Annotated in this window: 18 protein-coding genes and 1 pseudogene; 7 read left to right on the forward strand and 12 right to left on the reverse strand. The window is 56.6% G+C overall.

All coding sequences use genetic code 11. The features are described 5' to 3' along the window. Positions 1-25: 25 nt before the first annotated feature. From addB to PUV47_RS07615, 5 genes and pseudogenes are all read left to right on the forward strand, one after another. On the forward strand, positions 26-3,139 hold the full coding sequence (gene addB, locus PUV47_RS07595) for a double-strand break repair protein AddB (protein WP_274217917.1): 3,114 nt from the start codon (positions 26-28) through the stop codon (positions 3,137-3,139). Further along, the gene (gene addA, locus PUV47_RS07600) at positions 3,139-6,609 is read left to right on the forward strand and encodes a double-strand break repair helicase AddA (RefSeq protein ID WP_274217918.1); all 3,471 of its coding nucleotides are present in this window, start codon (positions 3,139-3,141) and stop codon (positions 6,607-6,609) included. Before addB ends, addA begins: the two co-directional genes overlap by 1 nt. A gap of 99 nt (positions 6,610-6,708) precedes the next feature. After that, a pseudogene (gene trxA, locus PUV47_RS07605) lies at positions 6,709-7,038 on the forward strand (thioredoxin); the annotation flags it as partial. A 173-nt stretch (positions 7,039-7,211) separates the two neighbouring features. Beyond that, the gene (gene grpE / locus PUV47_RS07610; protein ID WP_274217920.1) at positions 7,212-7,862 is read left to right on the forward strand and encodes a nucleotide exchange factor GrpE; all 651 of its coding nucleotides are present in this window, start codon (positions 7,212-7,214) and stop codon (positions 7,860-7,862) included. Between the two features lie 128 nt (positions 7,863-7,990). Beyond that, the gene (locus PUV47_RS07615; protein ID WP_274217921.1) at positions 7,991-8,629 is read left to right on the forward strand and encodes a trimeric intracellular cation channel family protein; all 639 of its coding nucleotides are present in this window, start codon (positions 7,991-7,993) and stop codon (positions 8,627-8,629) included. Here the strand turns inward: PUV47_RS07615 and PUV47_RS07620 are convergent. The 6 genes from PUV47_RS07620 to PUV47_RS07645 all read right to left on the reverse strand — a co-directional run bounded on the left by PUV47_RS07620 (position 8,626) and on the right by PUV47_RS07645 (position 12,301). Further along, positions 8,626-9,588 (reverse strand): ornithine cyclodeaminase family protein, encoded by a 963-nt coding sequence (locus PUV47_RS07620; RefSeq protein ID WP_274217922.1) that lies wholly within the window; start codon positions 9,586-9,588, stop codon positions 8,626-8,628. The two genes, PUV47_RS07615 and PUV47_RS07620, sit on opposite strands and share 4 nt — an antisense overlap. A gap of 25 nt (positions 9,589-9,613) precedes the next feature. Further along, positions 9,614-9,967, reverse strand: a complete 354-nt coding sequence (locus PUV47_RS07625) for a LapA family protein (protein ID WP_274217923.1) — start codon at positions 9,965-9,967, stop codon at positions 9,614-9,616. A gap of 12 nt (positions 9,968-9,979) precedes the next feature. Beyond that, positions 9,980-10,282, reverse strand: coding sequence for an integration host factor subunit beta (locus tag PUV47_RS07630; protein WP_028480621.1), 303 nt, complete (start codon positions 10,280-10,282; stop codon positions 9,980-9,982). Next, positions 10,275-11,285, reverse strand: a complete 1,011-nt coding sequence (sppA, locus tag PUV47_RS07635) for a signal peptide peptidase SppA (protein WP_274217924.1) — start codon at positions 11,283-11,285, stop codon at positions 10,275-10,277. Before sppA ends, PUV47_RS07630 begins: the two co-directional genes overlap by 8 nt. A gap of 204 nt (positions 11,286-11,489) precedes the next feature. Continuing rightward, positions 11,490-11,789, reverse strand: coding sequence for a chorismate mutase (locus tag PUV47_RS07640; RefSeq protein ID WP_274217926.1), 300 nt, complete (start codon positions 11,787-11,789; stop codon positions 11,490-11,492). 362 nt (positions 11,790-12,151) lie between these two features. Further along, a complete protein-coding gene (locus PUV47_RS07645; protein WP_274217927.1) occupies positions 12,152-12,301 on the reverse strand; it encodes a hypothetical protein in 150 nt (49 codons plus the stop codon). 649 nt (positions 12,302-12,950) lie between these two features. On the opposite strand from PUV47_RS07645, the gene PUV47_RS07650 reads away from it, so the two are divergent. Beyond that, positions 12,951-14,135, forward strand: coding sequence for a GNAT family N-acetyltransferase (locus PUV47_RS07650; RefSeq protein ID WP_274217928.1), 1,185 nt, complete (start codon positions 12,951-12,953; stop codon positions 14,133-14,135). A 157-nt stretch (positions 14,136-14,292) separates the two neighbouring features. On the opposite strand, the gene PUV47_RS07655 is transcribed toward PUV47_RS07650, so the two are convergent. The 6 genes from PUV47_RS07655 to aroA form a co-directional block, all read right to left on the reverse strand. Then, on the reverse strand, positions 14,293-15,435 hold the full coding sequence (locus tag PUV47_RS07655) for a glycerate kinase (RefSeq protein ID WP_274217929.1): 1,143 nt from the start codon (positions 15,433-15,435) through the stop codon (positions 14,293-14,295). Positions 15,436-15,445: 10 nt separating this feature from the next. After that, positions 15,446-16,711 (reverse strand): GntP family permease, encoded by a 1,266-nt coding sequence (locus tag PUV47_RS07660; protein WP_274217930.1) that lies wholly within the window; start codon positions 16,709-16,711, stop codon positions 15,446-15,448. A gap of 131 nt (positions 16,712-16,842) precedes the next feature. Next, a complete protein-coding gene (locus PUV47_RS07665) occupies positions 16,843-18,060 on the reverse strand; it encodes a sugar diacid recognition domain-containing protein (RefSeq protein WP_274217931.1) in 1,218 nt (405 codons plus the stop codon). A gap of 250 nt (positions 18,061-18,310) precedes the next feature. After that, positions 18,311-20,005, reverse strand: a complete 1,695-nt coding sequence (gene rpsA, locus PUV47_RS07670) for a 30S ribosomal protein S1 (protein ID WP_274217932.1) — start codon at positions 20,003-20,005, stop codon at positions 18,311-18,313. Between the two features lie 206 nt (positions 20,006-20,211). Continuing rightward, entirely contained in the window at positions 20,212-20,838 is a 627-nt protein-coding gene (gene cmk / locus PUV47_RS07675; RefSeq protein WP_274217933.1) for a (d)CMP kinase, read from the reverse strand. Then, a complete protein-coding gene (aroA, locus tag PUV47_RS07680) occupies positions 20,835-22,190 on the reverse strand; it encodes a 3-phosphoshikimate 1-carboxyvinyltransferase (RefSeq protein ID WP_274217934.1) in 1,356 nt (451 codons plus the stop codon). The genes cmk and aroA overlap by 4 nt, the downstream gene beginning before the upstream one ends. Before the next feature lie 183 nt (positions 22,191-22,373). Here aroA and PUV47_RS07685 point away from each other — a divergent pair, with 183 nt between their 5' ends. Next, a complete protein-coding gene (locus PUV47_RS07685; RefSeq protein ID WP_274217935.1) occupies positions 22,374-22,781 on the forward strand; it encodes a TIGR02300 family protein in 408 nt (135 codons plus the stop codon). The last annotated feature ends 96 nt before the right edge of the window (positions 22,782-22,877 follow it).

Below are 22,877 nucleotides of genomic sequence, written 5' to 3' on the forward strand. Positions count from 1 at the left end.
TTGATTCTTTTGCAGGCGGTCTGTTTTGAGCCAGAACAAGCTTTTCACCATCGCACCACCAACGCCTTTCCTTCAGACGTTGGTGGAGAACCTCCTCACAGGTGAACTGGTTCCCGGGTTTGATGCCAACTCAAGCCCGCTCGCGCTCAGCAAGGTAACCATATATGTGCCCACGCGACGTGCGGCGCGGTCCTTGCCCACCCTCCTGCGAGAGGCGATGGGCCAGCGGTCCATCCTGCTGCCCAAAATTCTGCCCCTTGGCGACGTGGAGGAAGACGAGCAGGTTCTGCGGCAAGAGCCGGATGCGGAGCCTCTGCCTCCTGCCATGTCGTTGATGGAGCGCAAGCTGGCCATGACACAGCTCGTGTGGGCGTGGAAGGGCCATTTGCGCCGCGAACTGTTGGGCCTGGGCGAGGGCGATACATCGGCGTTCCCGGCATCCTCAGCAGATGCGGCATGGCTTGCCGGTGATTTGCTGACCTTGATGGATGAGGTGCAGACGGAAGAAGCCAACTGGACCGACCTGACGGGCCTTGTGCCGGACAATCACGCCCAATACTGGCAGATCACGCTGGAGTTCCTGCGCATTGTGAGTGAGCAGTGGCCCGCCTTCCTGAAAGAAGCCGGGTTCATGGACCCCAAGGCCCGCCGGTCGGCGTTGATCCGCCGCGCCGCGCAGCTGCTGCGAGATCAGCCACCCAAAGGGCCGGTGATTGTCGCAGGCGCGACGGGCTCCGTGCCAGCGACAGCGGAGCTTTTAAAAGCCGTGCTTTCCTTGGAGCATGGAGCCATTGTCCTTCCAGCTCTTGACCAGCGCATGGACAATGAAAGCTGGAAAGCCTTGGGCGGAACGGATGAGGGCATGGCTGTGCCCGGTCACCCGCAATACAGCCTGCAGAAACTTCTCGCCACCTTGGGGCGCACCCGTGACGACGTGGTGGCGCTGGGGACTGTTTCGAGCCCTTCCTTGAGCCATCGAAGCGCAATCGTAAACGAGGCGCTGCGTCCGGCAGACACCACGGATGCCTGGCAGGGCTTTTTTGCAAGCGAGCTGGCAACCAAGCGGCCCGAAGCCTTCCAGAATGTCGCGGTGCTTTCAGCGGGCAGTGAAGCGGAAGAGGCGCTGGCCGTCGCCTTGGTGTTGCGTGAAGGCATAGAAGCGGACAAGAAGGTGGCGCTCATCACGCCAGACAGAACACTGTCCCGCCGCGTGGCCTCGGAGTTGGCGCGTTGGAACATTGCCGTTGATGATACCGCTGGCCGTCCGCAAGATCAGACGCCGCCTACCATCCTCGCCATGCTGACCGCCAAGCTTGCCTTGGGCGGCCTCGACCCTGTTCAACTTCTGGCGCTGTTGAAGCACCCGTTGGCTCGGTTCGGTTTGCCGGTAAAGGAAGTGCGCGCCGCCGCGCGTGCGCTTGAACGTGGTGTGTTGCGCGGGCCGTCACCCCGGCCCGGCATATCAGGTCTGAAAGAAGCCATTCTCGCAGCCCGATCCGCCGTGGAAGACAGGCACACCCCACGCTGGAAAAAGCTGGTAGAGGCAGACTGGCAATCGATCGATCAGCTCGTTATGCGGCTGGAGGAGGCGATTGGTCCTCTCGAGGCGCTTCTGGGTGCAGCGTCCGATGTGGATGTCAAACACATTGCCCAACTGCATACTGATGCGGTGATAAAAGTTGCCGAGGAAGAAGACGGCTCCACCACCGAACTTTTCAAGGGAGAAACCGGTGCTGCCCTTGCAGACACGCTGACCTCTCTTCTGGACGCTGAGACCAGCAGTCTCGCCATTCCGGCCGCGGAATGGCCCGGCGTCTTTGCCGCCCTTGTGTCTGGCAATGCGGTGCGCTCCAAGCTGCCCGCAGACCCTAGAGTGCACCTGCTTGGACCGATGGAGGCGCGGCTTCAGCATTTCGACCGGGTGGTGCTCGGCGGATTGAACGAAGGTATCTGGCCGCAAAGAACACGTAACGACCCTTGGCTCAACCGTCCCATGAAAGGCCAGATCGGCCTCGACCCGCCGGAACGGCGCATTGGGTCCTCAGCCCATGACTTTTTGTGCGCCATGGGGGCGGAAGAAGTGGTCTTGTCCCGCTCAGCGCGGGTGGATGGTGCCCCGGCTGTAGCCTCCCGCTGGCTGCAACGGATTTTGACGCTGGCCGGGGACGAAGTGACAACCGCCATGAAGCAGCGTGGCACGCCCTACGTGGAAATGGCGCGAACACTGGACCGCTTGGAAGTGCCGGTGATGCCAGCTGAACGCCCGGAACCCAAGCCGCCGCTCAATGCGCGGCCCAAGCAGCTGTCGGTCACGCGCATCGAAACCCTGATACGCGACCCCTACGAGATTTACGCCCGCAACATTCTGAGACTGGAGGAAGTTGACCCTATTGGCGGCGAGCCAAATGCTGCCGACAAGGGCACCATCATCCATGATGCGCTGGCAAACTTCTTGAGCCAGTGGGATGCGGCTTTTGATGACAAGGCCATTCGAGCCCTGTTGGATGAAGGGGGGCGGTTGTTCCGCCCACTAGACGCGTTCCCGGCCATTCGAGCGCTGTGGTGGCCCCGTTTCGAGAAGATCGCAGAAAGCTTCGTTGGCTTTGAATATGGCCGTGCCGCCGATATTGAAAGGCGTTTTCTGGAAGTGTCTGGGGGAGCGGAGATGAAACGGCCAGATGGCAGTACGTTCAAGCTGACTGGCCGGGCGGACCGCATTGATCTGATGAAAGGCAATCAGCTTCAAGTGATTGACTACAAGACCGGCGTTCCGCCCTCGCAAAAGCAGGTGGAGGCGCTGCTCTCGCCCCAGCTGCCGCTTGAAGTGGCCATGATCCGCCGAGGTGGGTTTGAGGGCATACCGGCAGAAGCTCCAGTCAGCTCAATCCTCTATGTACAGTTGAAGGGCGGACGTGAGGCTTTGAAAGTCCACAAGCGCGACCCGGAAGATCAGAGCGTGGAAGAACTTGCCGAAGAAGCATGGAGCCGACTGGAACAGTTGGTTGCGGCCTATGAAAACCCGGCGAAGGGATACTTGTCCCGTGCCCGTGTTTTGAAAGAGCGTCAATGGGCCTCGGCCTATGACCACCTCGCCCGCGTGCAGGAATGGTCCCTTGGCGGCGAAGGGGAGGACGACTGATGCAGATCCCGGCAAAGACACTGGAAAGTCAGGCGAAGGCCGCCCACCCCCTCAACTCGGCTTGGGTAAGTGCCAATGCAGGCTCCGGCAAGACCTTCGTTCTGGCGCGGCGTGTCATTCGCTTGCTGTTGAACGGCACTGATCCATCGCGCATTCTCTGCCTGACCTTTACCAAGGCCGCGGCCGCCGAAATGGCAACGCGCGTTTTCGATATTCTTGCCTTCTGGACCAGTCTGTCCGATGCTGAACTGGCAAAGGAACTTGAGGTGATTGAAGGTCGCCCGCCAGAACCGAAAAAGGTTTCTGAAGCGCGCAGGCTGTTCGCAAGAGCACTGGAAACACCGGGTGGCCTGAAAATTCAAACGATTCATGCCTTCTGCGAAGCTCTGTTGCATCAGTTCCCGCTGGAGGCAAACGTGGCCGGGCACTTTTCCGTGCTCGATGACCGCATTGCCGACGAGCTGCTTTCAGAAGCGCGGGCCCGCGTGTTGCACCGGGCAGAGGTGGACCCGGATACGGATCTTGGCCGGGCCCTTGCGCTGCTCATTGAGCTGCTGCCCGATGCAGGTGTTGAGAGCGCCCTTTCCGAGCTTATTGGCAAGCGCGATGCCTTCTACCGTTGGATTGTCGCTGCAGGTTCTCTGGAAAATGCGCTGGGCGAACTGATCGCAAGCTTTGGATTGACGGCCAACGACACCCCTGAAGCAATTGATGCCGCCTTCAAGAGTGAGTGCCTGCTGTCATCGCAAGAGGTGAAAGCCTATGCCGAAGCGCTGCGCACAGGCACGAAAACAGATCAAGGGCGCGCCGATGCCATGCTGGCAACCTTGGCGGCTCCCACAGATGAGGTCTGGCGGAGAAGCTGGCTGGATGTGTTCCTCACTCAGAAGATGGAACCTCGCAAAAGCCTCGGCACCAAGAAGATTCAGGAGGGCTTTCCGCATGTGATTGAGCACATGATGGAGGAGCAGCAACGTTTGCTGAGCCTCTTGGAAAAGCGTGCTGCTGCAATCACCGTTGCGGGCACCAAGGCGATATTGCATCTGTCTGACGCAGTGCTTCAGCACTACGAGAAGGACAAGATTCAACGCGGGTTTCTCGACTTTGAAGATCTGGTAGTACGCGCCGCGAACCTGCTCTCTCGCTCGGATGCGGCCCGGTGGGTTCAATACAAGCTGGATCAGGGGCTTGACCATATCCTCGTGGATGAAGCGCAGGACACGAGCCCGCGTCAGTGGGAAGTGATTGGCGCGCTGGCAGAGGAATTCTTTGCAGGCGAGGGCGCGCGGGCGGGCGTTCGAACCATTTTTGCCGTCGGCGATGAAAAGCAATCGATCTACTCATTTCAAGGCGCAGTGCCTGCGTATTTTGCGCAGATGCGTGACTTCTTTAAACGACGCGCCGGTGAAGCTCAGAAAACCTTTGAGGCCATTGAGCTGAACCTTTCGTTCCGCTCCACTCCGGACGTACTGGGTGCCGTCGACAAGGTGTTCGAGGTTCCTGAGGCCTATGCGGGCCTGTCGCAGGACAATCTTGCGCCGGTGCATGAGGCCATTCGCCGGAATGATCCCGGTCTCGTTGAGATTTGGCCCCTGGAAGAGCACGCGGACATAGAGGAACCAGAGGATTGGACTGAGCCTGTCGACCGGATCGGCAGCTCAAATCCAATGATGCGGCTGGCACGCCGGATTGCAGGGCAAATCCGTGACTGGGATGAGAATGGCGTGGCATCGCCGGGAGATGTGCTGGTGTTGGTGCGCAAGCGTGGCCCGTTTGTGGATGCGCTGAACCGCGAGTTGAAGCGTCTTGACGTACCTGCTGCCGGTGCGGACCGGCTGACCCTGACAGACCATATCGCCGTGCAGGACTTGGTCGCGCTGGGCCGGTTCATTCTGTTGGCGGAAGACGACATGTCTCTTGCCTGCACATTGAAAAGCCCTTTGTTTGGCCTGTCCGACGATGACCTATTCGAGATTGCTCATGAAACGCCGGGCCGTCCTCGCCCCGGCACGCTCTGGCAGATGCTGGTGAGAAAGGCGGACAGCTCCGAAAAGTGGGCGGCAATCCGCAGTCAACTGGAAGACTGGCGTGATCGCGCCGACTTTGTGCCGCCTTTCGAGTTTTATGCGCGCATTCTGGGGGGCGATGGGCATCGTCTCAACTTCCGCCGCCGTCTTGGCTCGGAAGTGGATGATGTGCTTGACGAGTTCCTTGCCCTGACAATCACATTTGAGCAGACCGGGACACCGGGTCTTGAAGGCTTCCTTGCTTGGCTTGCCGCCGCGCCAACCGAGATCAAGCGCGAGCTGAACAACGCCAAAGGCATGGTGCGCATTATGACCGTTCACGGCTCCAAGGGGCTGGAAGCGCCGTTTGTCATTCTGGCGGACAACTGTTCTGCGCCCGTATCGGCGCATCACGATCCGGTGATGCTGGAAAAGGCACGGCAAAACGACGAAAAAGCCGCGAATGCACTCGTATGGCTGCCCACTTCTGCACTGCGGACGCCGTGGCACAAGGAGGCCCTGCAAGCCATGCGGGACGGGCAGGAGGAAGAGTATCGTCGCCTGCTTTACGTTGCCATGACCCGTGCCAAGGACCGCCTTGTCGTATGTGGTTGGTCGCCAAAGCGCGGGCCTCATGCCAATTGCTGGTATTCGATCATTGATCGCGGTTTGGCTGCTGAAAGCCGCCCGCAGCTTGATCAACTCGGCAATACCATCGGCCTGCGCTGGACCCGGGACGGCGTTGAAAAAGAAGAGCCAAAGCTTGGCGGAACAAAAGCGGAGCCCGTGAATGCGGCGGTAAGTTTGCCTGCGTGGGTTACGCGCAATGTGTCGGCACCAGACCGTTTGCGGCGCTTGAAGCCATCCGCTGCGTTTGAGGAAATGGAAACCAAGCAAGGCATCGAGCCTCCCTCTCCGATACAGGCCCTTGAAGCTGCACGCCAGCCCGAAAGCTGGCCGTTGGTCCGGGGGCGTATGGTTCACCGCCTTTTGGAAATTCTGCCGGAGCTGCCCGAGACGGAGCGTCACGCAGCCATGGAACGCTACATCGCCATTGCCTTGCCGGAGGCGTTCCGCGACCGCGAGGAAGACTTGCGCAAGGATGTGCTCGGCGTCTTGCATCACCCAGAATACAGCGCGCTGTTCACCGTTGAAGGGCAGGCTGAAGTCCCCATTCAGGGGCTGCTCAAAGATGAAGCCGGGCAGGATGTGGAGGTGTCAGGCATCATCGACCGGCTCGTTTTGCAAGGGGATGAGCTTTGGATTGTCGACTATAAAACCAATTCACAGCTTCCTGATCATCCGTCAGCGGTGAGTGAAGAGTATGCAGCGCAGCTTGCGGTTTATAAGAAATTGCTCATAAACCTCTATCCCACTAAGAAAATCCGAGGTTTTCTGCTCTACACCGGTGGCCCGGTCCTCTTTGAGGTGCCGCAGGAGCGACTGGATCATTTCAATTTCTAAGAGGATCTTGGAAATCGGTTTGCTTGACGCTTAAGGTTCGGCTTCCTACCTTCGACACAACGGAGCCGCCCTGTCGGGTGACTCGAGAAAACAGAAACGAGGCACGAAATGGCGACTGTAAACGTCAGCGACGACACATTTGAAACCGAAGTCCTGAAAAGCTCCACACCTGTGCTGGTGGACTTCTGGGCGACATGGTGCGGCCCTTGTAAGATGATCGCTCCGTCTCTTGAAGAAATTTCTGACGAGATGAGTGGCGCTGTGAAGATTGCCAAGCTGGACATCGATTCCAATCAGCAGGCCGCAATGAACTATGGTGTGCGTTCGATCCCGACGATGATCCTGTTCAAGGACGGTGAGCCTGCAGCCACGCTCGTTGGCGCACATCCAAAAGGCAAGATTGCAGATTGGATCAAGCAGTACTCGTAGGCCCACTGAAAAGCCGCTGAGAAACCTGTTTGTTTAGCGGAACTCCGGTCACACATGTGGCCGGAGGCCTTTTGTTTTAAGCAATCTTCGCCTAAATAAGACGCTGGGCCTGCACTTGGCAGGCAATCTGTCTGCATGAGCTCTTTGATGAGCCTGTAACGAGTGGGATAAGGATGACAAACGAAAGCAAGAACCCTGAAGAGGAACTCAGCAACGTAACCCCTGAGGCTACTGAGAGTGCTGAAGCTCTGGAAACTCCGCTAGAGGAAGGGGTGCTCGAGTTTGAAGACCCATCAGCTGTTCTGGCAGCAGAAAACGCTGAGCTTAAAGAGCGCGCTCTGCGCCTGATGGCTGAGATGGAGAACCTTCGTCGTCGCACCGAAAAGGAAGTACGTGACGCGAAAGCCTACGCGGTTGCTTCCTTCGCGCGTGACATGCTGGTCGTCAACGACAACCTCGGCCGTGCGATTGAAGCCCTGCCTGAGGAAGCGCGTTCAAATGGAGACAGCTCTCTGGCTTCTCTGATTGAAGGCGTTGAAATGGTGGAGCGCGACATGCTGAACCAGCTGGAAAAGCATGGCGTGAAGCGCATCAGCCCAGAAGGCGACAAGTTCGACCCGAACTTCCATCAGGCCATGTTTGAAGTTCCAAACCCAGAAGTGCCAAACGGCACGGTGGTTCAGGTGGTTCAGGCAGGCTATGTGATCGGCGACCGGGTTTTGCGTCCAGCCATGGTTGGCGTGTCCAAGGGCGGCCCAAAAGCTGCGACAAATCCGGCAGACAAGCCTGCAGAGCCGGGTTCAACTGTCGATAAAAGCGCCTGACCATTGACTTTGCGGCGATGTTAAGTAAAGCGGGGCCTTACAGCTCCGCTTTTTTGTTGGCTGAAAGCGAGCTGATCCTCATACAACAATGGCACTGAGTTCAGGCCCATCTGGCAGAGCAGACCGCAATGATCGCTTGGCAGTATCTCGATTATCTTGGCGTGGCCGTTTTCGCTATCACAGGCGGCCTTGTTGCCGCGCGTTTGCGGCAGGATTTGATCGCTTTTTTGTTCTTCTGCACGCTGACGGGCATTGGCGGCGGAACTCTTCGAGATGTGCTGCTCGACGCGCCCGTGTTCTGGACCCAGAATGAGTCCTACCTGATCATCTGTGGCGCAGTGGCTGTCCTCATGTGGTTTACAGCGCACATTTGGGAGCGCCTCGACAAGCCGATCCGCTGGATGGATGCGCTCGGAATCGCGGCCTACTGCGTGATGGGGGCTGCAAAAGCCCTCACGTTTGGGGAGGCCTACTTTGTGGCCATTCTCATGGGCGTCGCCACGGCGACCTGTGGCGGCATCATCCGGGACATCGTTGCTGGTCAACCGTCGGCCATTAGCCAGCGTGAGGTCTATGTGGCTGCCACTTTTGCTGGCGCAACGGCCTATGTGGTCGTGCATGCCTTTGCGCTTGGAGACAATTGGGCCGCGCTGGCCGGCTTCTCCGTGGCCATGCTTCTGCGGGGCGGGGCACTGACCTTTGGTTGGTCTTTGCCAACCTACTTGCCTCCTGCAGACCGGAAAAAGAAAAAGCAGAAGGCGGACTAAACCCGCATGAAGACATGGCTTGCTGCCGCAAGATCTTCAATTGCGGTGCCGACGGATTTGAAAAGTGTCTTTTGATCGTAAAACCGGCGTCCGGCCTTGGTGCCTTGGCACAGCTCGGTGAGATCGGCAGCGATATCGGCGCGGGTGATCAAATTGTCTTCCAAGGGGCGGACCAGATCTCCAGCACGGCTCAAGGCACCCTCATAGCTGTCTACAAACAGGCGGCAATCTTGCACCGCCTGGTCATCACATTCGCGCATGTGTGGCAAGTAGGCGCCCATCAAGTCGAGGTGACAGCCTGCTGACAGCCATGCTCCGTGCACAAGAGGGTCAGTTGACAGGGTAGCGCAGGAAATGATGTCTGCGCCCCGCACAGCGCCCTCCAGATCCGCCGTCGCGCTGATCTTCACGCCAGGTATCTTGACGCGGGCGGCGAGCGACTCCGCAGTCTTGTTGGTCCGGTTCCAGATCAGAACCTCAGATATGGGCCTGACGGCGCAATGCGCGCGAATGAGGAAAGGTGCAAGGCCGCCCGCACCTATCATCAGCAGGCGTTTTGAATCCTCTCTGGAAAGATAGGAGGAGGCAAGCGCAGAGGTCGCAGAGGCCCGCCACAACGTCAGCTCCCTGCCATCAAGAACTGCAAGGGGCTGGCCGGTCTTCCCGGATTGCAGAAGATAGACGCCCATGACCGTTGGAAGGTTGTCTCTGCGGTTTTCCGGAATCACGGAGGAAATTTTTGTGCCGATAAAACCCCGGTCGCTGGTGCCCTGCGCCCGAAAATCGTTCCACGACGGCATAAGGACCAGTGAAGCTGTCGCCTCGTTGTTAGGCCGTTCTATCCGCAGATGATGCGCTGGCGGCGTAATGCAGCCAGTCCGGAAGGCACGGCGCAGGGTTTCTGCGAGTTCGCGAATGGTCATCACAGCATTGATTTCCTGCGCTGTGATTACCCTCATCGCGAACTCCTCAACTCAAGATGTGTTAGGCGGCCTTCTTCTTGTCCGGCATCGGCAGGCTTGGTGCCGTACCCACGGTCGCCACTTGTTTCAGGCGCTCCGCCTCGTTCTTCAGCTCCGCCGCTTCACGGCGCTTTACCCGCGCTTCCTTGCGATAGCGACCCTGTTTGGCCCAAGAGGCGATGCCGCCAATGAGCACGCCTACGGCGACGGCTGCAAACAACAACCAGAACACCGGAATGTTAAAGGCCAGAGCCGTGTCTGTCGGGTTGAACGGATTGAGTGACACCGTCACCGAGTGCCTGTTGGCGATTGCCAGTGCAATCAAAACCACTGCGATGGGTATCAGCAGAAGATTCCTAAGGAACCGTGTCACCATTTCTCTCCAAGATCAGTCGTCTTCACCGTGATCAACGCCACCGTTCAGCCGTTCTCTCATTTCCTTGCCGGTCTTGAAGAACGGAACGTACTTCTCGCTTACCTCGACCTTTTGGCCGGTGCGAGGGTTGCGTCCCGTGCGGGCCGGACGGTTTTTCACCGAAAAAGCCCCAAAACCGCGTAACTCCACGCGATCCCCGCGCATGAGGGCTGAGGTTATCTCATCGAGAATTGCATTCACGATGTTCTCCACGTCCCGTTGATAGAGATGCGGATTCTGTTCGGCGATCGTTTGAACCAATTCTGATTTAATCATGTTCTGCCCCCCCTTGCATAGAGCGAGTTGCCGCACCCGGAGCGTGCCAAACAGACACCAGACCGTCAAGCGACGAAGCCTGATCACCGAGGTTCTTTGCGGAATAGATCAATGCGTTCAAAAGATAATCCAGATTAGCTGGCAAGGAATTGCCAGAGCTGGCGTTTGCAAAAAGGCCAAGTTCCGTTTCTTTCGGTATCTTCCAATCGATAACCTTGAGATCGGATGGCACATTGCGTTCTTCTTCAAGCCACGTGATGGCAACTTCTTCGCCGCCGATGGCATCAACAAGCTTGTTTTCAACGGCCTGATGGCCGCTGTACACCTGCCCATTGGCCAGTGCGTGTGCTTCTTCAGATGTAAATCCACGCCGCTCGGCTACCAGCCCAACGAACCATTCGTAGGAATCCGTGACCAGACTCTCCAAAACCGCCTTGGCCTCTGGCGAGGCGGGCTCATAGAAGTTGGGTTCGGCCTTCAAGGGAGAACTCTTCACGGTGTCCATTTCCAGCCCGATCATGTCCAGCAAGCCCTTGGCGTTCCCGAACTGAAAAAGAACCCCGATTGAACCCGTTAGAGAGTTGTATCGAGCAACCACATGGTCTGCGGCAATCGCCGTCATGTAGCCTGCCGATGCACCAATGGTTCCGATTGTGGCTACAACCGGCTTTTCCTCCGCCAGCTTGCGCAGAGCGCCATAGAGGGCCTCTCCGCCTGTCGTCGTTCCGCCAGGAGAATTGATGGAAACAATGACGCCGCGTACCGAATCGCTCTCCGCTATTCGGGAAATCATCTCCAACCGTTCGCGATCGTCAAGAATGGCACCATTCACGGTGATGCGCGCAATGTGTTGGCGGGACTTCGAAAAGTCAGCAACGCTGGAGTTCATCAGAATGAACGTACCAATGCCTAAAACGACGATAAGGAAACAAAGGATGCGCCAGAACGATACTTTCCGCCTCAATCGGCGGCGATCTATTACGATGTCGCTGTCCAAACTCATAGGGGTGGTGGGCTCCCTGTTTACGCCTCAGCCTGACGCAGATGTGCCGATCGCGGTTGCAAACGACGATCCATTCAAAATTCAAATGTTAGTATGAACCAGAAAAAGTCGCTTGAAAACAACCATCTGCGTCTTTTAGACGAATCTGGCGAAGTTGCACCTGCCGAATTCGGCAGGTTACATCTATCAGTGGTTGTATTCGGGTCAGGATGTACCTAATTCCGCTTCTTCGCGGGCAATTGCCTGTTCCATGAGCTGTCGCCACAGCCCCTCATAGAAGTCCGGGTTCAAGTTTTCTGCGTCAGCATGGGCGCGGACGTTGCGCGCAACCTCTTCTACGCGTTCATTGATTCGGGCTGGCAGCCCCATTGGCTTCTTGATTTCGGCAGCGCGGTTGATGTAGCTCCACCGTTCCGCAAAAAGCGAAATCAGTTCTTTGTCCAGACGGTCAATCTCCTGCCGCAGTTGGGTCATGTCTGCGCAGTCTTGTGCTAAGCGATTCATTCCTTGCCTCTTTTTTTGTGCGTCATGCTTAGGAGAACGCATAAAGATGTGCAAGCGCGGGCCGTTGCTTGGCAACTACTAAGGAACATTTGGGGAATTTGGAAAAAAGAGTGCCGCCAAGTTCCTCAGGAGGTGGGGGGGAGCTGGGAACAAGGCGGCATTATGAGTGGTCTATGGGACCAGTTGGACTTTCGTCCTTATTCAGGTCACTGTGTTTACCGGCTGCTCTGAAAATCCGGCGTGTCCAGTGATCGTTCTTACTTGGCGCGATAGACTAGGGGCATAATCGATCGCGCTTTGTTTGGGAGCTCCGTAGCCGGTTGCTGCAAGGACGGCGTTCTAAGAAGAGCTCCCGCTCATCACTACGGCTTCGGGCGGACCGTAGGATGATCACGGTGCTGCGTTGCTTCCAACGCAAAATATCGTGGAGCGGTAATCACCGCAGATGCTGCGAGCGCTAGAGACATGAATACTGGAAAGATCATGATCAGCTCTGCTGGGTTTGTGCTCACAGCGACCCTCCGTTCTTTTTATTTTTTACGTAAGGGTAATTTACACAAAGCATGCCAGTTTGGAATAGCGATAAAAACGGGAATTTTTGCCAGTTTGCAGCCGTGAAGTAGCAATCTGCAACTTGGGGTGATAGAAATGACAGGTATGGCTAAGCAATATGCAATTGTGCCCGAAACAAGGCGTACAACGTTTGATAGCTATCCCCGGATCACTGGCATTTCTTGGGTATATCTTGTTAAAAGATAACTCTGCGTAACATGGCATGTTGCGCCGAAGGTTTTTTTCAATAATATGTGCGACCTTTCCCGGCTACTTAATATCCGTCAACTTTCAAGTGATTGTGGCGCAAAAGTGCAGAGAATTTAGTAGTTTCTGCAGTGTTTTTGAAATTTTGACAGGTATTCGATACTCCTCGCGCAACGAAAAAACAGTGAACAGTGTGTTCATCTTTTAGAACATGTTGCCTTGCGAAAGGTTTTCCTCGGAATGGTTTTTTAATAATATGATTTTTTGAGGCATGAGGTTCTGCCGCTAAGGCAATTTTTGGATGCTTCTTACCCATTCGACTGATGATTAACTCGACAGTTCTACTGGAGGTGGCGCACAGTTCCTCCGATGCATGTCTCAGGTAGTGATTCAGAATTTAGAATGGGCAGCCAAACCCAAATAGCCCGAGGGGAAGTAGAGCTTCCTGAAAGAAAAGAGAAGGACAGATCCAAGAATCTGTCCCTTGCTGTTCTTGATTCACCTGACGGAATGGAGCGCAGCAAGCACCAGTGGCATGCGCTGGAAGAGCGGTGCGCACCTCATTCGGTCTTTACAAGCTGGCCTCTGTGCTTCGCTGCTTTGCAAAACCTGAGTGATCATGAGCGCGGCTGCATTTTTACAGTCTGGGATGGAGAGAAGCTCGTTGCGGTGTTGCCGTTGAAGCGTGTCGCGCGGCGTGGCCTTGCCAAACTGACCAATCTCATCTCGGAGGGGCATTCAACGCTCGACCTTATGGCCGATGAAGCTGTCTCGCGGTCCGACCTTCTGGCGGTTCTTGCGCCGGCTTTCAAGGCTGCTAAGGCCGACTTGTTGGAACTGCGCGAGTTGAAGATGAACCAGGCGCTCATGCAGTTCCTGGAATGGGCCGGTCATGCGCACAAGTTCAAGGGCACGACGGCGCAGCTGGACTTGCAAAGCAGCTCAAGCTTCGAGGACTATTTTGTCGATATCGGCGAAGAACTGCGCCAACGCATGCATACGGGTCGTCGACAACTGGAAAAAGTCGCTCCGATCGAACACAAGATCATCACAGATCATCAGCAGCTTATAGAGCAAACAATGCCCGAGTTTGGCCCGCTCGCCTCCATGGATGAAGCGCGCGTGCGGAAGCTAAGCTTCATTCGGGCGTTGGCATCGGCCCCAAGTGAAGCCTGTCGGGTCGTTCTTACAGTCATAAAGCACGGCGATCGGATGATTTCGCGCGAGTGGGGGGTCATTCACCGCAAAGGATACACGGCCTATGCGATCTGCCGCGATCCGGCCTATGACAAGTTTCATACGCATGCGCTTCATAACGCCGAAAACATCCGCATGTGCTTTGAGAACAAACTGAAGAGCATGGACTTTGGCGCACACCTTAAAACAGAAGCCATCGCTTGGACCAACAACCTGACTCCGGTGTTCGATGTTTATCGAGCTCTGACGCCAAAGGGGTATCTCTATCTCTATGGTTGGCGCGCTGCTCTTAAGCCTGCCTTGAAGTGGCTTGTGCGCAAGGGGCGCAAGCTGCTTGCCGTTGGATTTCGAAAGCTGCCAAGGCGCGCGTCTTCTTCATCTGCATCATAGCCAGGCATTGCTGAGACTTTGGGGCGCTGGCCTCTATGCTCGAAAAGGGGGCAGTGGGCCAAATGCCAGCGGAAGCTTGGAGGCGACGGGTGTCTGAAATGGATAACCCGGCGTGAAGCCGGGTTTTCGCGAGCGAGTCTTGACGGGAAATGCCGACTTAGGAATGGCCTTGGGAGAGAGCCATCACTGCGGCAACGTTGCGCGCGGTCTGAGTCACGTTGAACTTCGCTTCCGTCAAGGCCTCTTGTAGTGAGACAGAACGGGGCACGACGCTGAAGATCGCGTCGATACCATGATCATGGACCACATGGCTGTCTGTGGTCAGGCAGCCAGCAATGCCAATGACCGGCTTGTTGGCTGCTTTGGCGATACGGGCCACGCCCATGGGCGTTTTGCCGTTGATGGTCTGGCTGTCGATGCGGCCTTCTCCGGTGATTACTAGATCCGCATCCTTCACAGCCTCAGCCAAGCGCACCGCATCCATCACAATGTCAATGCCAGGTCGCAGCACAGCATTGAACAGACCCATGAACGCCGCACCAAGGCCGCCCGCAGCGCCAGCACCAGGAACGTCTTTCACGTCTTGGCCCAGCTGGTCTTTCATGACGGCGGCATAGTGCGCGAGGTAGCCGTCGAGTTCTTGCGCGACTTGCGGTGAGGCCCCTTTTTGCGGGCCAAAGACATGTGAGGCACCGTTTGGACCGCACAGAGGGTTGGTGACATCACATGCCACCTCCAGCCGCACACCTGCCAGTCGCGGATCCACACCAGAGATGTCTATGCGCGCCAGACTTCGCAGTGCGCCACCGCCAGCAGGTAACTCGACGCCATCATCATCAAGCATCCGCACGCCCAGAGCCTGCGCCATGCCCAATCCGCCGTCATTGGTGGCACTGCCACCAATGCCAACAATGATGTGTTCCACGCCCTCATCGAGAGCAGTCTTGACCAGTTCGCCTGTCCCAAAGGTCGATGTGACCAATGGGTCCCTCTGATCTTGGGGAACAAGGTGCAGGCCGGAGGCGGCGGCCATTTCGACTACCGCTGTCTTGCCGTTGCCCATCAGGCCAAAGAAGGCTTTGACAGGTGTTCCCAACGGGCCCGTGACGGTTTTTTCGACTATCCGGCCGTTGGATGCGTCAACCATGGACTGAACAGTGCCTTCGCCGCCGTCAGCCACAGGTAGCTTGAGGTAGTCGACATCCGGGAAAATCTCCCGAAAGCCCTCTTCAATGGCCTCGGCGACTTCCATCGCCGTCAGGCTTTCTTTGAAGGAATCGGGTGCGATTACAATTTTCATGATTTGAAACTCACACAAAGAAACCAAAGACGCCGAAGATCAGGGTTGAGATGACCGCAATCGTCAGACCAACGGCAGATTCGTATGGCAACAGCTTAAGGCGTTCTTTGATGTCCATGTACACAGCACCGCCGGTGGCATGGAAGAAACTGCCGTGAGGCATGTGGTCCAGAACCGTCGCACCTGCATGCATCATGGCTGCACCTGCAAGCGAGGCAACGCCCAGTTCCATGATGGTTGGCCCGAAGACGTTGGAGGCAACTGCCGTACCAGCCGTGGTGGATGCCGTCGCAAGTGACATGGTTGCACCGGAAATCGGGGCAAGAAGGTAGGAAGGCAAGCCAGAGGCGGCAAGCACGTCAATCAGGCCGGTCTTGAGACCGGAGTTGGCGATGATGCCAGCCAGCGTACCGGTACCCAGCAGCATGATGGCCACAGGCGCCATGCGAGACAATCCGGAAACGGCAAAGGCATTTGTTTCGCGGGCACGGCCCATGGCAACGGCACCAAGCACACCACCCAGAGGCAACGCAATCAGCGGGTCAACGCTGATACCGGCGAACGGACGCAGCGCCAGAAGCACGATCGCAACAAGCGGGGCCACAAGTGAAGCACTGAAGCTCGGCAGTTCGCTGTAGTCTACGGACACAACTTCATGCTCTTGCACCATGCCACCCTTGGTGCGCAGGCTTTGAGCAATGAAATAGGCTGCCACCAGACCGCAAAGGCCCGGGATGACGCCAGCTGCCATGACAGTGGTCAGCGGCACGTTGAAGGCATCTGCAGCCGCAATGGCGTTCGGGTTTGGAGACATCACGTTACCCGCCTTGCCGCCGCCGATCATGGCAAGAAGAACCGCCATCTTGGACAGGTCAGCGCGCCGGGCCACTGCCAGAGCAATCGGGGAAACCGTGATCACGGCCACGTCGACGAAAACGCCCACGGCAGTCAGGATCATGGTGGCAATCGCCAGTGCCAGCAGGGCACGGGTCTCGCCGACTCGTTTTACAATTGTTTCCGCGATGGATGTGGCTGCGCCAGATTCAATCAGCACACCGGCCAGTACGCCAGCGGCCAGAATACGCAGTACGGATGTTGTGATGCCCTGTGCACCGCCAATCATCAACGACACAGTGCCGGACAGGTCGACGCCGCCCACGAGACCGCCGACAAGCGCGCCAATGATCATGCCGTAAGCCGGTGACACGCGTTTGAGGATCAGGACAATTGCGATCGTCAGCGCGACCAATGCCCCAAGGGTAGAAACCTCCACCATAATCTGCTCCCAGTTTTTAAGAATGCAGGGCAAAATCTACGCTCGGCTGCCACCCATTGCTTTAGGCGCGCACACAGAGAATCTGTAAGATTTCAGAGGAATTCTTGTGCAAGTGCACGACGTGCTTTTGCTTAGCCTTGATGCAGCATGGCCAAGTAAAGCCTTGTCTTGTCAGCAATATTGTAGAGGTTGAGCCCGGTTTCCTCTTCAATGCGCTTCAGGCGATAACGCAATGAGTTGCGGTGTATCCCAAGTTCCGCGCAGACGCTGATGTGGTCTTCGTTGTTGCGGAAAAAGCAGGCCAGCGTCTCAAGCAACACGTCCTTGCCTTCCAGAGCACGGATGGGGCGACACAGCTCCGCACCACGCCAGTTGCGCCCGGACAAGCCATTGATCAGAACCGCAAGGGTGTGATCATGATAAAACAGCATATGCCCTGCATTGTGGGCATCTGCGTCTGAAACCGCCTCAAGCGTTGCCTTGGCGGTTTCATAGGACCGAGACAGTCCGGAAAGGCCTTGAAAGAACCCTCCAAGCGCAATGCGGATTTCAAAGTCCGTCTCGCGCCGGACGCGCTCCATCAGCTTGGCGACCCGCTCGCGCTCCAGTTCCTGAGACCATCCGGTTCGATTCAACGTAATCGGCTTGAGAACGATGACTTCGTTGCGCGCAACTGAAGAAATGCCAACCAGATTGTTGCGCTCAGGAAACTCCAGCAAATGCACAAGCCTTTGCAAGTGGTCCAGAGAAAGCTCCTGACCTGGGGCCGGAAGGACGCGCACAATGCTGGCGATCCGGGGTTGGGATAGATCTATGCCCAGCCGCTCGGCTATGGTGCGCAAGTGCATTTCATGCAGGTCTGGGCCTTGCACCAGTTGCAGGACCAGCTCTTCGCGGTGACGCTTGTCCCATTCAACATGGTTCAACAGCGACGCTTGCTCGATGATCAGTTCGGCGGCCATCTTCACCAGCTCGGCGTAGCGGCGAACCTGCTCCGGCGGTCCGGAAATACCAACCACGCCGATGGGGGCTTCTTGAAACAGAATGGGGATGTTTACGCCCGGGCGCACGCCTGTCAGGTGCTGCGCAGTTGCTGCATCAATATCAACCGTGCGGTTGTCGTTAATGGCCAGCAGCGCGCCCTCATGGCGCTGGTGTAGGCGGCTCGGATCGCCGGACCCGATGATCAGGCCATTCCCGTCCATCACGTTCACTGAAAACGGGATGATCTTCATGGCCCGTTCTACAATTTGCCTCGCGATAGATGAATTGATCTGAGTTTTTTCAGAGTGCGCAGCTTTGTCCAAGCCCCGTTCACCAAATGGAACGTGCTTCACTTCCCCCAACATGACAGTGACTTCCCCGCAAGTGTTCTGTTCTTGTAAGCAACGTAGCGTTTGATCCTAGGGGTAATAGATGAATTGAAATAAATCTAGTGGGTATCCTGCGGCTAAGTTGCACCGGATCATTTGCGCTGCGGGCGTGGGCTCTGGCCGGGCGTCACAGGTCGCGATGCAATCTGTGCCGAGCGGTCCAATGTGCCACAAAAAAAGCCCGGCCAGACGGCCGGGCTTTCTCTCAGATCACTAAAGGATCCTATTAGTCTTCGTCGCGTGCCTTCATCGCTGCAGCGAGGATGTCGCCGAGAGAAGAGCCAGCTTCGGAAGAACCGTACTGTGCAACCGCTTCCTTTTCTTCGGCGATTTCGAGCGCCTTGATGGAAACGCCTACGCGGCGGGTCTTCTTGTCGAACTGGGTAATGCGAGCTTCAAACTTGTCACCAACGTTGAAGCGTGCTGGATCCTGTTCGTTGCGTTCACGGGACAGGTCGGCGCGGCGTACGAATGCAGTCAGGTCGCTGTCTGCAATCTTGACTTCCAGACCGCCGTCCTTGATCTCGATTACTTCACAGTTCACAACCGCGCCCTTACGGACGTCGCCAGCTGCTGCTTCAAACGGATCGGAGCCGAGCTGCTTGATGCCGAGGGAGATGCGTTCTTTTTCAACGTCAACGTCGAGAACGATCGCCTTGACAACATCACCCTTCTTGTACTCTTCGATAACCTGTTCGCCTGGACGGTTCCAGTCGAGGTCGGAGAGGTGAACCATGCCGTCAACGTCGCCTTCGAGGCCGATGAACAGACCGAATTCAGTCTTGTTCTTGACTTCGCCTTCGACTTCAGCGTTGACAGGGAACTTCTCAGCGAAGGCTTCCCATGGGTTCTGAAGGGTCTGCTTGAGGCCCAGAGAAATGCGGCGCTTGGAAGCGTCCACTTCCAGAACAACCACTTCCACTTCCTGAGAAGTAGAAACGATCTTGCCTGGGTGTACGTTCTTCTTGGTCCAAGACATTTCGGAAACGTGGATCAGACCTTCGATGCCTGGTTCCAGCTCGACGAATGCGCCGTAGTCGGTGATGTTGGTCACGCGACCGGAGAACTTTGCGTTCAGCGGGTACTTTGCGTCGATGCCTTCCCATGGATCGGTCTCGAGCTGCTTCATGCCGAGGCTGATGCGATGGGTTTCCTGGTTCACGCGGATAACCTGAACCTTCACGGTCTGACCGATTGTCAGAACTTCGCTTGGGTGGTTAATGCGGCGCCATGCAATGTCGGTAACGTGCAGCAGGCCGTCGATACCGCCGAGGTCAACGAATGCACCGTAATCGGTGATGTTCTTAACAACACCCTCAACGGTCTGACCTTCTTCAAGGCTCTGTACCAGCTCAGAACGCTGCTCTGCGCGGGTCTCTTCCAGAACAGTACGACGGGAAACGACGATGTTGCCACGACGCTTGTCCATCTTCAGGATCTGGAATGGCTGAGCGTTGTGCATCAGCGGAGTCACGTCGCGCACTGGACGGATGTCCACCTGAGAGCGTGGAAGGAAGGCAACGGCGCCATCCAGATCCACGGTGAAACCACCCTTGACCTGGTTGAAGATCTGACCGGTAACCTTTTCGCCTGCTTCGAAAGCAACTTCCAGACGAACCCAGCTTTCTTCACGGCGCGCTTTGTCACGGGACAGAACAGCTTCGCCGAGAGCGTTTTCAACGCGCTCAAGGTAAACTTCAACTTCGTCGCCAACGCTCATTTCGCTGTCGCGAGCCTTAGCGCCGAATTCCTTGAGTGGGACGCGGCCTTCTACTTTGAGACCTACGTCGATAACTGCGAGATCTTTTTCAATGGCAACAACTGTGCCCTTGACCACGGTACCTTCATAAACGTCGGAAGTGGCAAATGATTCTTCCAACAGGGCCGCAAAATCTTCAGCAGCTGCGTTCATGTTTTCCATAAAAACTCCTGGTGCCATAAGCTATGGCGTCGCCGGCGGGTTAGTGTTGATGTAAAGGGAGTCAAGTAGCCCGGCTTCCCAAAAGGTGTTGGGAAACAACCGCTTATAAAAAGCGGGCCGGCGAGGGCGGGATGCAAGACTCCAATTGTCTGTAATGCGGTCGGGCGACCAAACAAACGCTCAAACTTCTGCTTTCCAGAAAAAGCTTAGGATTTCCGCGCGGTTTCTATGATATCCACAGCCGCATTGAACGCCGACTCTATATCCATTTCTGTCGTATCAAGCAAGTGGGCATCTGCAGCTGGCTTCAATGGAGAGTCCTTGCGGGTCTCGTCGCGCTCATCCCGGCGCTTCAAGTCAACAAGAATTTCATCAAAATCAACTTCGAAACCTTTGCCCAGCATCTCGTCTGTACGTCGGCGCGCGCGCGCTTCCGCAGAGGCGGTGATGAACAGTTTCGCCGTAGCGTTTGGACATACAACGGTGCCAATGTCGCGGCCATCAAGAACGGCGCCTTCGCCATCCTCGGCAAACTTGCGTTGCAGGACGACAAGCTCCTCGCGCAGGCCGCTCAAAACGGCAATACGAGAGGCCGCTTCGCCGATCTCGTGCGCTGAAAGCTGACCGCGATCCAGATGGCCAAGATCCAGATTTCGCGCCACGGAAATGGCAACCTCTTCATCCCCCAGTGGCAAGCCACGGGCCAGCAAAGCAGCTGCAACAGCGCGGTAAGTCAGGCCGGTGTCCAAATGGCGCAAGCCGTAGTGGGAAGCAATTTGCCGTGCCAGCGTGCCTTTGCCTGACGCGGCCGGTCCATCAAGAGCAATGATCATAACGCATTCTCTCCCTGTACAGACAGCTTGCCGCCGAGTTCCTTCAAGAGTGGTAGGAACGTTGGAAAGCTCGTCGCAATCGGCGCTGCGTCATCGACGGTGACGGGCTTGTCTGCAGCCAGTCCCAGAACGAGAAAGCTCATGGCGATACGGTGGTCGAGATGGGTCTCGACAGTGCCGCCGCCGATGCCGGCTGCGCCGCCCGTGACGGTCAGCGTGTCTTCACCTTCAACACATGGGATATTGTTTGCCTCAAGGCCGCGGGCAACCGCTGCAAGGCGGTCGGATTCCTTCACGCGCAGTTCCTCAAGGCCCAGCATGTGGGTTTCCCCTTCCGCAAATGCCGCAGCAATCGACAGAATTGGGTACTCATCAATCATTGAGGGCGCGCGCTCGGCTGGCACCGTAACGCCCTTCAGCGCAGAGTGTTTGGCGCGAATGTCGCCAATCTTCTCGCCGCCGCTTTCCCGTTCGTTTTCAACGGTGATGTCAGCGCCCATTTCCAAAAGCGTTGTGATCAAACCGATGCGCTGCTCGTTCAACAGCACGCCTTCAACCAACACGTCTGAGCCGGGTGTGATCAGTGCCGCGACAATCGGAAACGCCGCAGAAGAGGGGTCACCGGGAACAGTGATGTTCTGTGGCTTCAGTTCAGGCTGGCCCTGCAGCGTAATCACGCGCTCACCCGCATCGTTGATCTCAACCTTAAGGTCCGCGCCAAAGCCGACCAGCATCTTTTCAGTGTGGTCGCGTGTTGCGACAGGTTCAATCACCGTCGTTGTGCCCGGGGTGTTTAGCCCGGCAAGCAAAACCGCAGACTTGACCTGAGCAGAAGCCATGGGCACGCGATAGGTGGTTGGCAGTGGTGTTTGCGCGCCGCGAATGGTGGCAGGCAGACGATCTCCGCGCCGGGCGATCACTTCCGTGCCCATCTCGCGCAGCGGGTCCAGCACCCGGCCCATCGGGCGGCGGGAAAGGGATGCATCGCCAACCATGGTGACAGCAATTGGGTGACTTGCGAAAATGCCCATGCACAAGCGCACGCCGGTGCCCGCATTGCCAAAATCGATTGGAGCTTCCGGCTCCATCAGGCTGCCCAGCCCAACGCCGTCAACGGTCCAAGTGCCATCATCGTGCTTTTTGCACACAGCGCCAACGGCGTTCATGGCACCTGCTGTGCCCAGAATGTCTTCTGATTCGAGCAGGCCTTCAATTTTGGTCTGCCCCACAGCCAGAGCGCCAAACATGAGCGAGCGGTGTGAAATGGATTTGTCGCCAGGGACGCGAATGCTTCCCTTGAGAGCCTCACTTTTTGTTGTTGTCACTGTTTGTGGTGACGAATTGTGGGACATGTTCAATTCCGGGGTTGCGACTAGAAAAAAAGTAGTCCCTCCTAGCACGTCGCAAAAGGGCAGTCACCCTGTATTCGGGGTGAGACTCTTGAGATTATTCAATGCTGAATAAACCTTATTCGGCACAATTCCGCGATTAATCTTTGACAGAACGGGCATGCTAAGGCTATGGGGCTCGTCAAAGTGAATGAAACGAAGGTGACAACCGTGGCAAGACCGGAACTCGGCACCAAGCGCCTGTGTGCAGCATGTGGCGCGAAATACTACGACTTGAACCGTGATCCTATCACCTGTCCTAAGTGTGGTGAGGTGTTTGATCTTGGTATTGCAGTAAAGACTGCAAAGGCAGCTCAGGCAGTTCAGATCGAGGAAGAAGAAGATGTACTCGAGCCACAAGGCGCCGAAATTGTGAGCCTTGAGGACGCTGACGCTGAAGTGTCTGGTGACGATGATGTGCCGGATCTTGAAGATGCTGGTATCGACGATGAGGAAATCAGCACTGGCGATGACGAAGATGTTTTCCTTGAAGAAGACGACGACGAAAACGCCGTGCCGGGCATCGTAGTCAGCCGCGACGACGACGAAAGCTAAAATTTCCACAGACTGTGCAGGAACTTGGCTTTCGCCACTTATTCTGCTTGATCATCGGGGGCGGCGCGACTATGTTCCGCCTCCATCGGACCTCCC

It is taken from the genome of Pseudovibrio exalbescens (assembly GCF_028737195.1).
Taxonomy (GTDB): domain Bacteria; phylum Pseudomonadota; class Alphaproteobacteria; order Rhizobiales; family Stappiaceae; genus Pseudovibrio; species Pseudovibrio zosterae.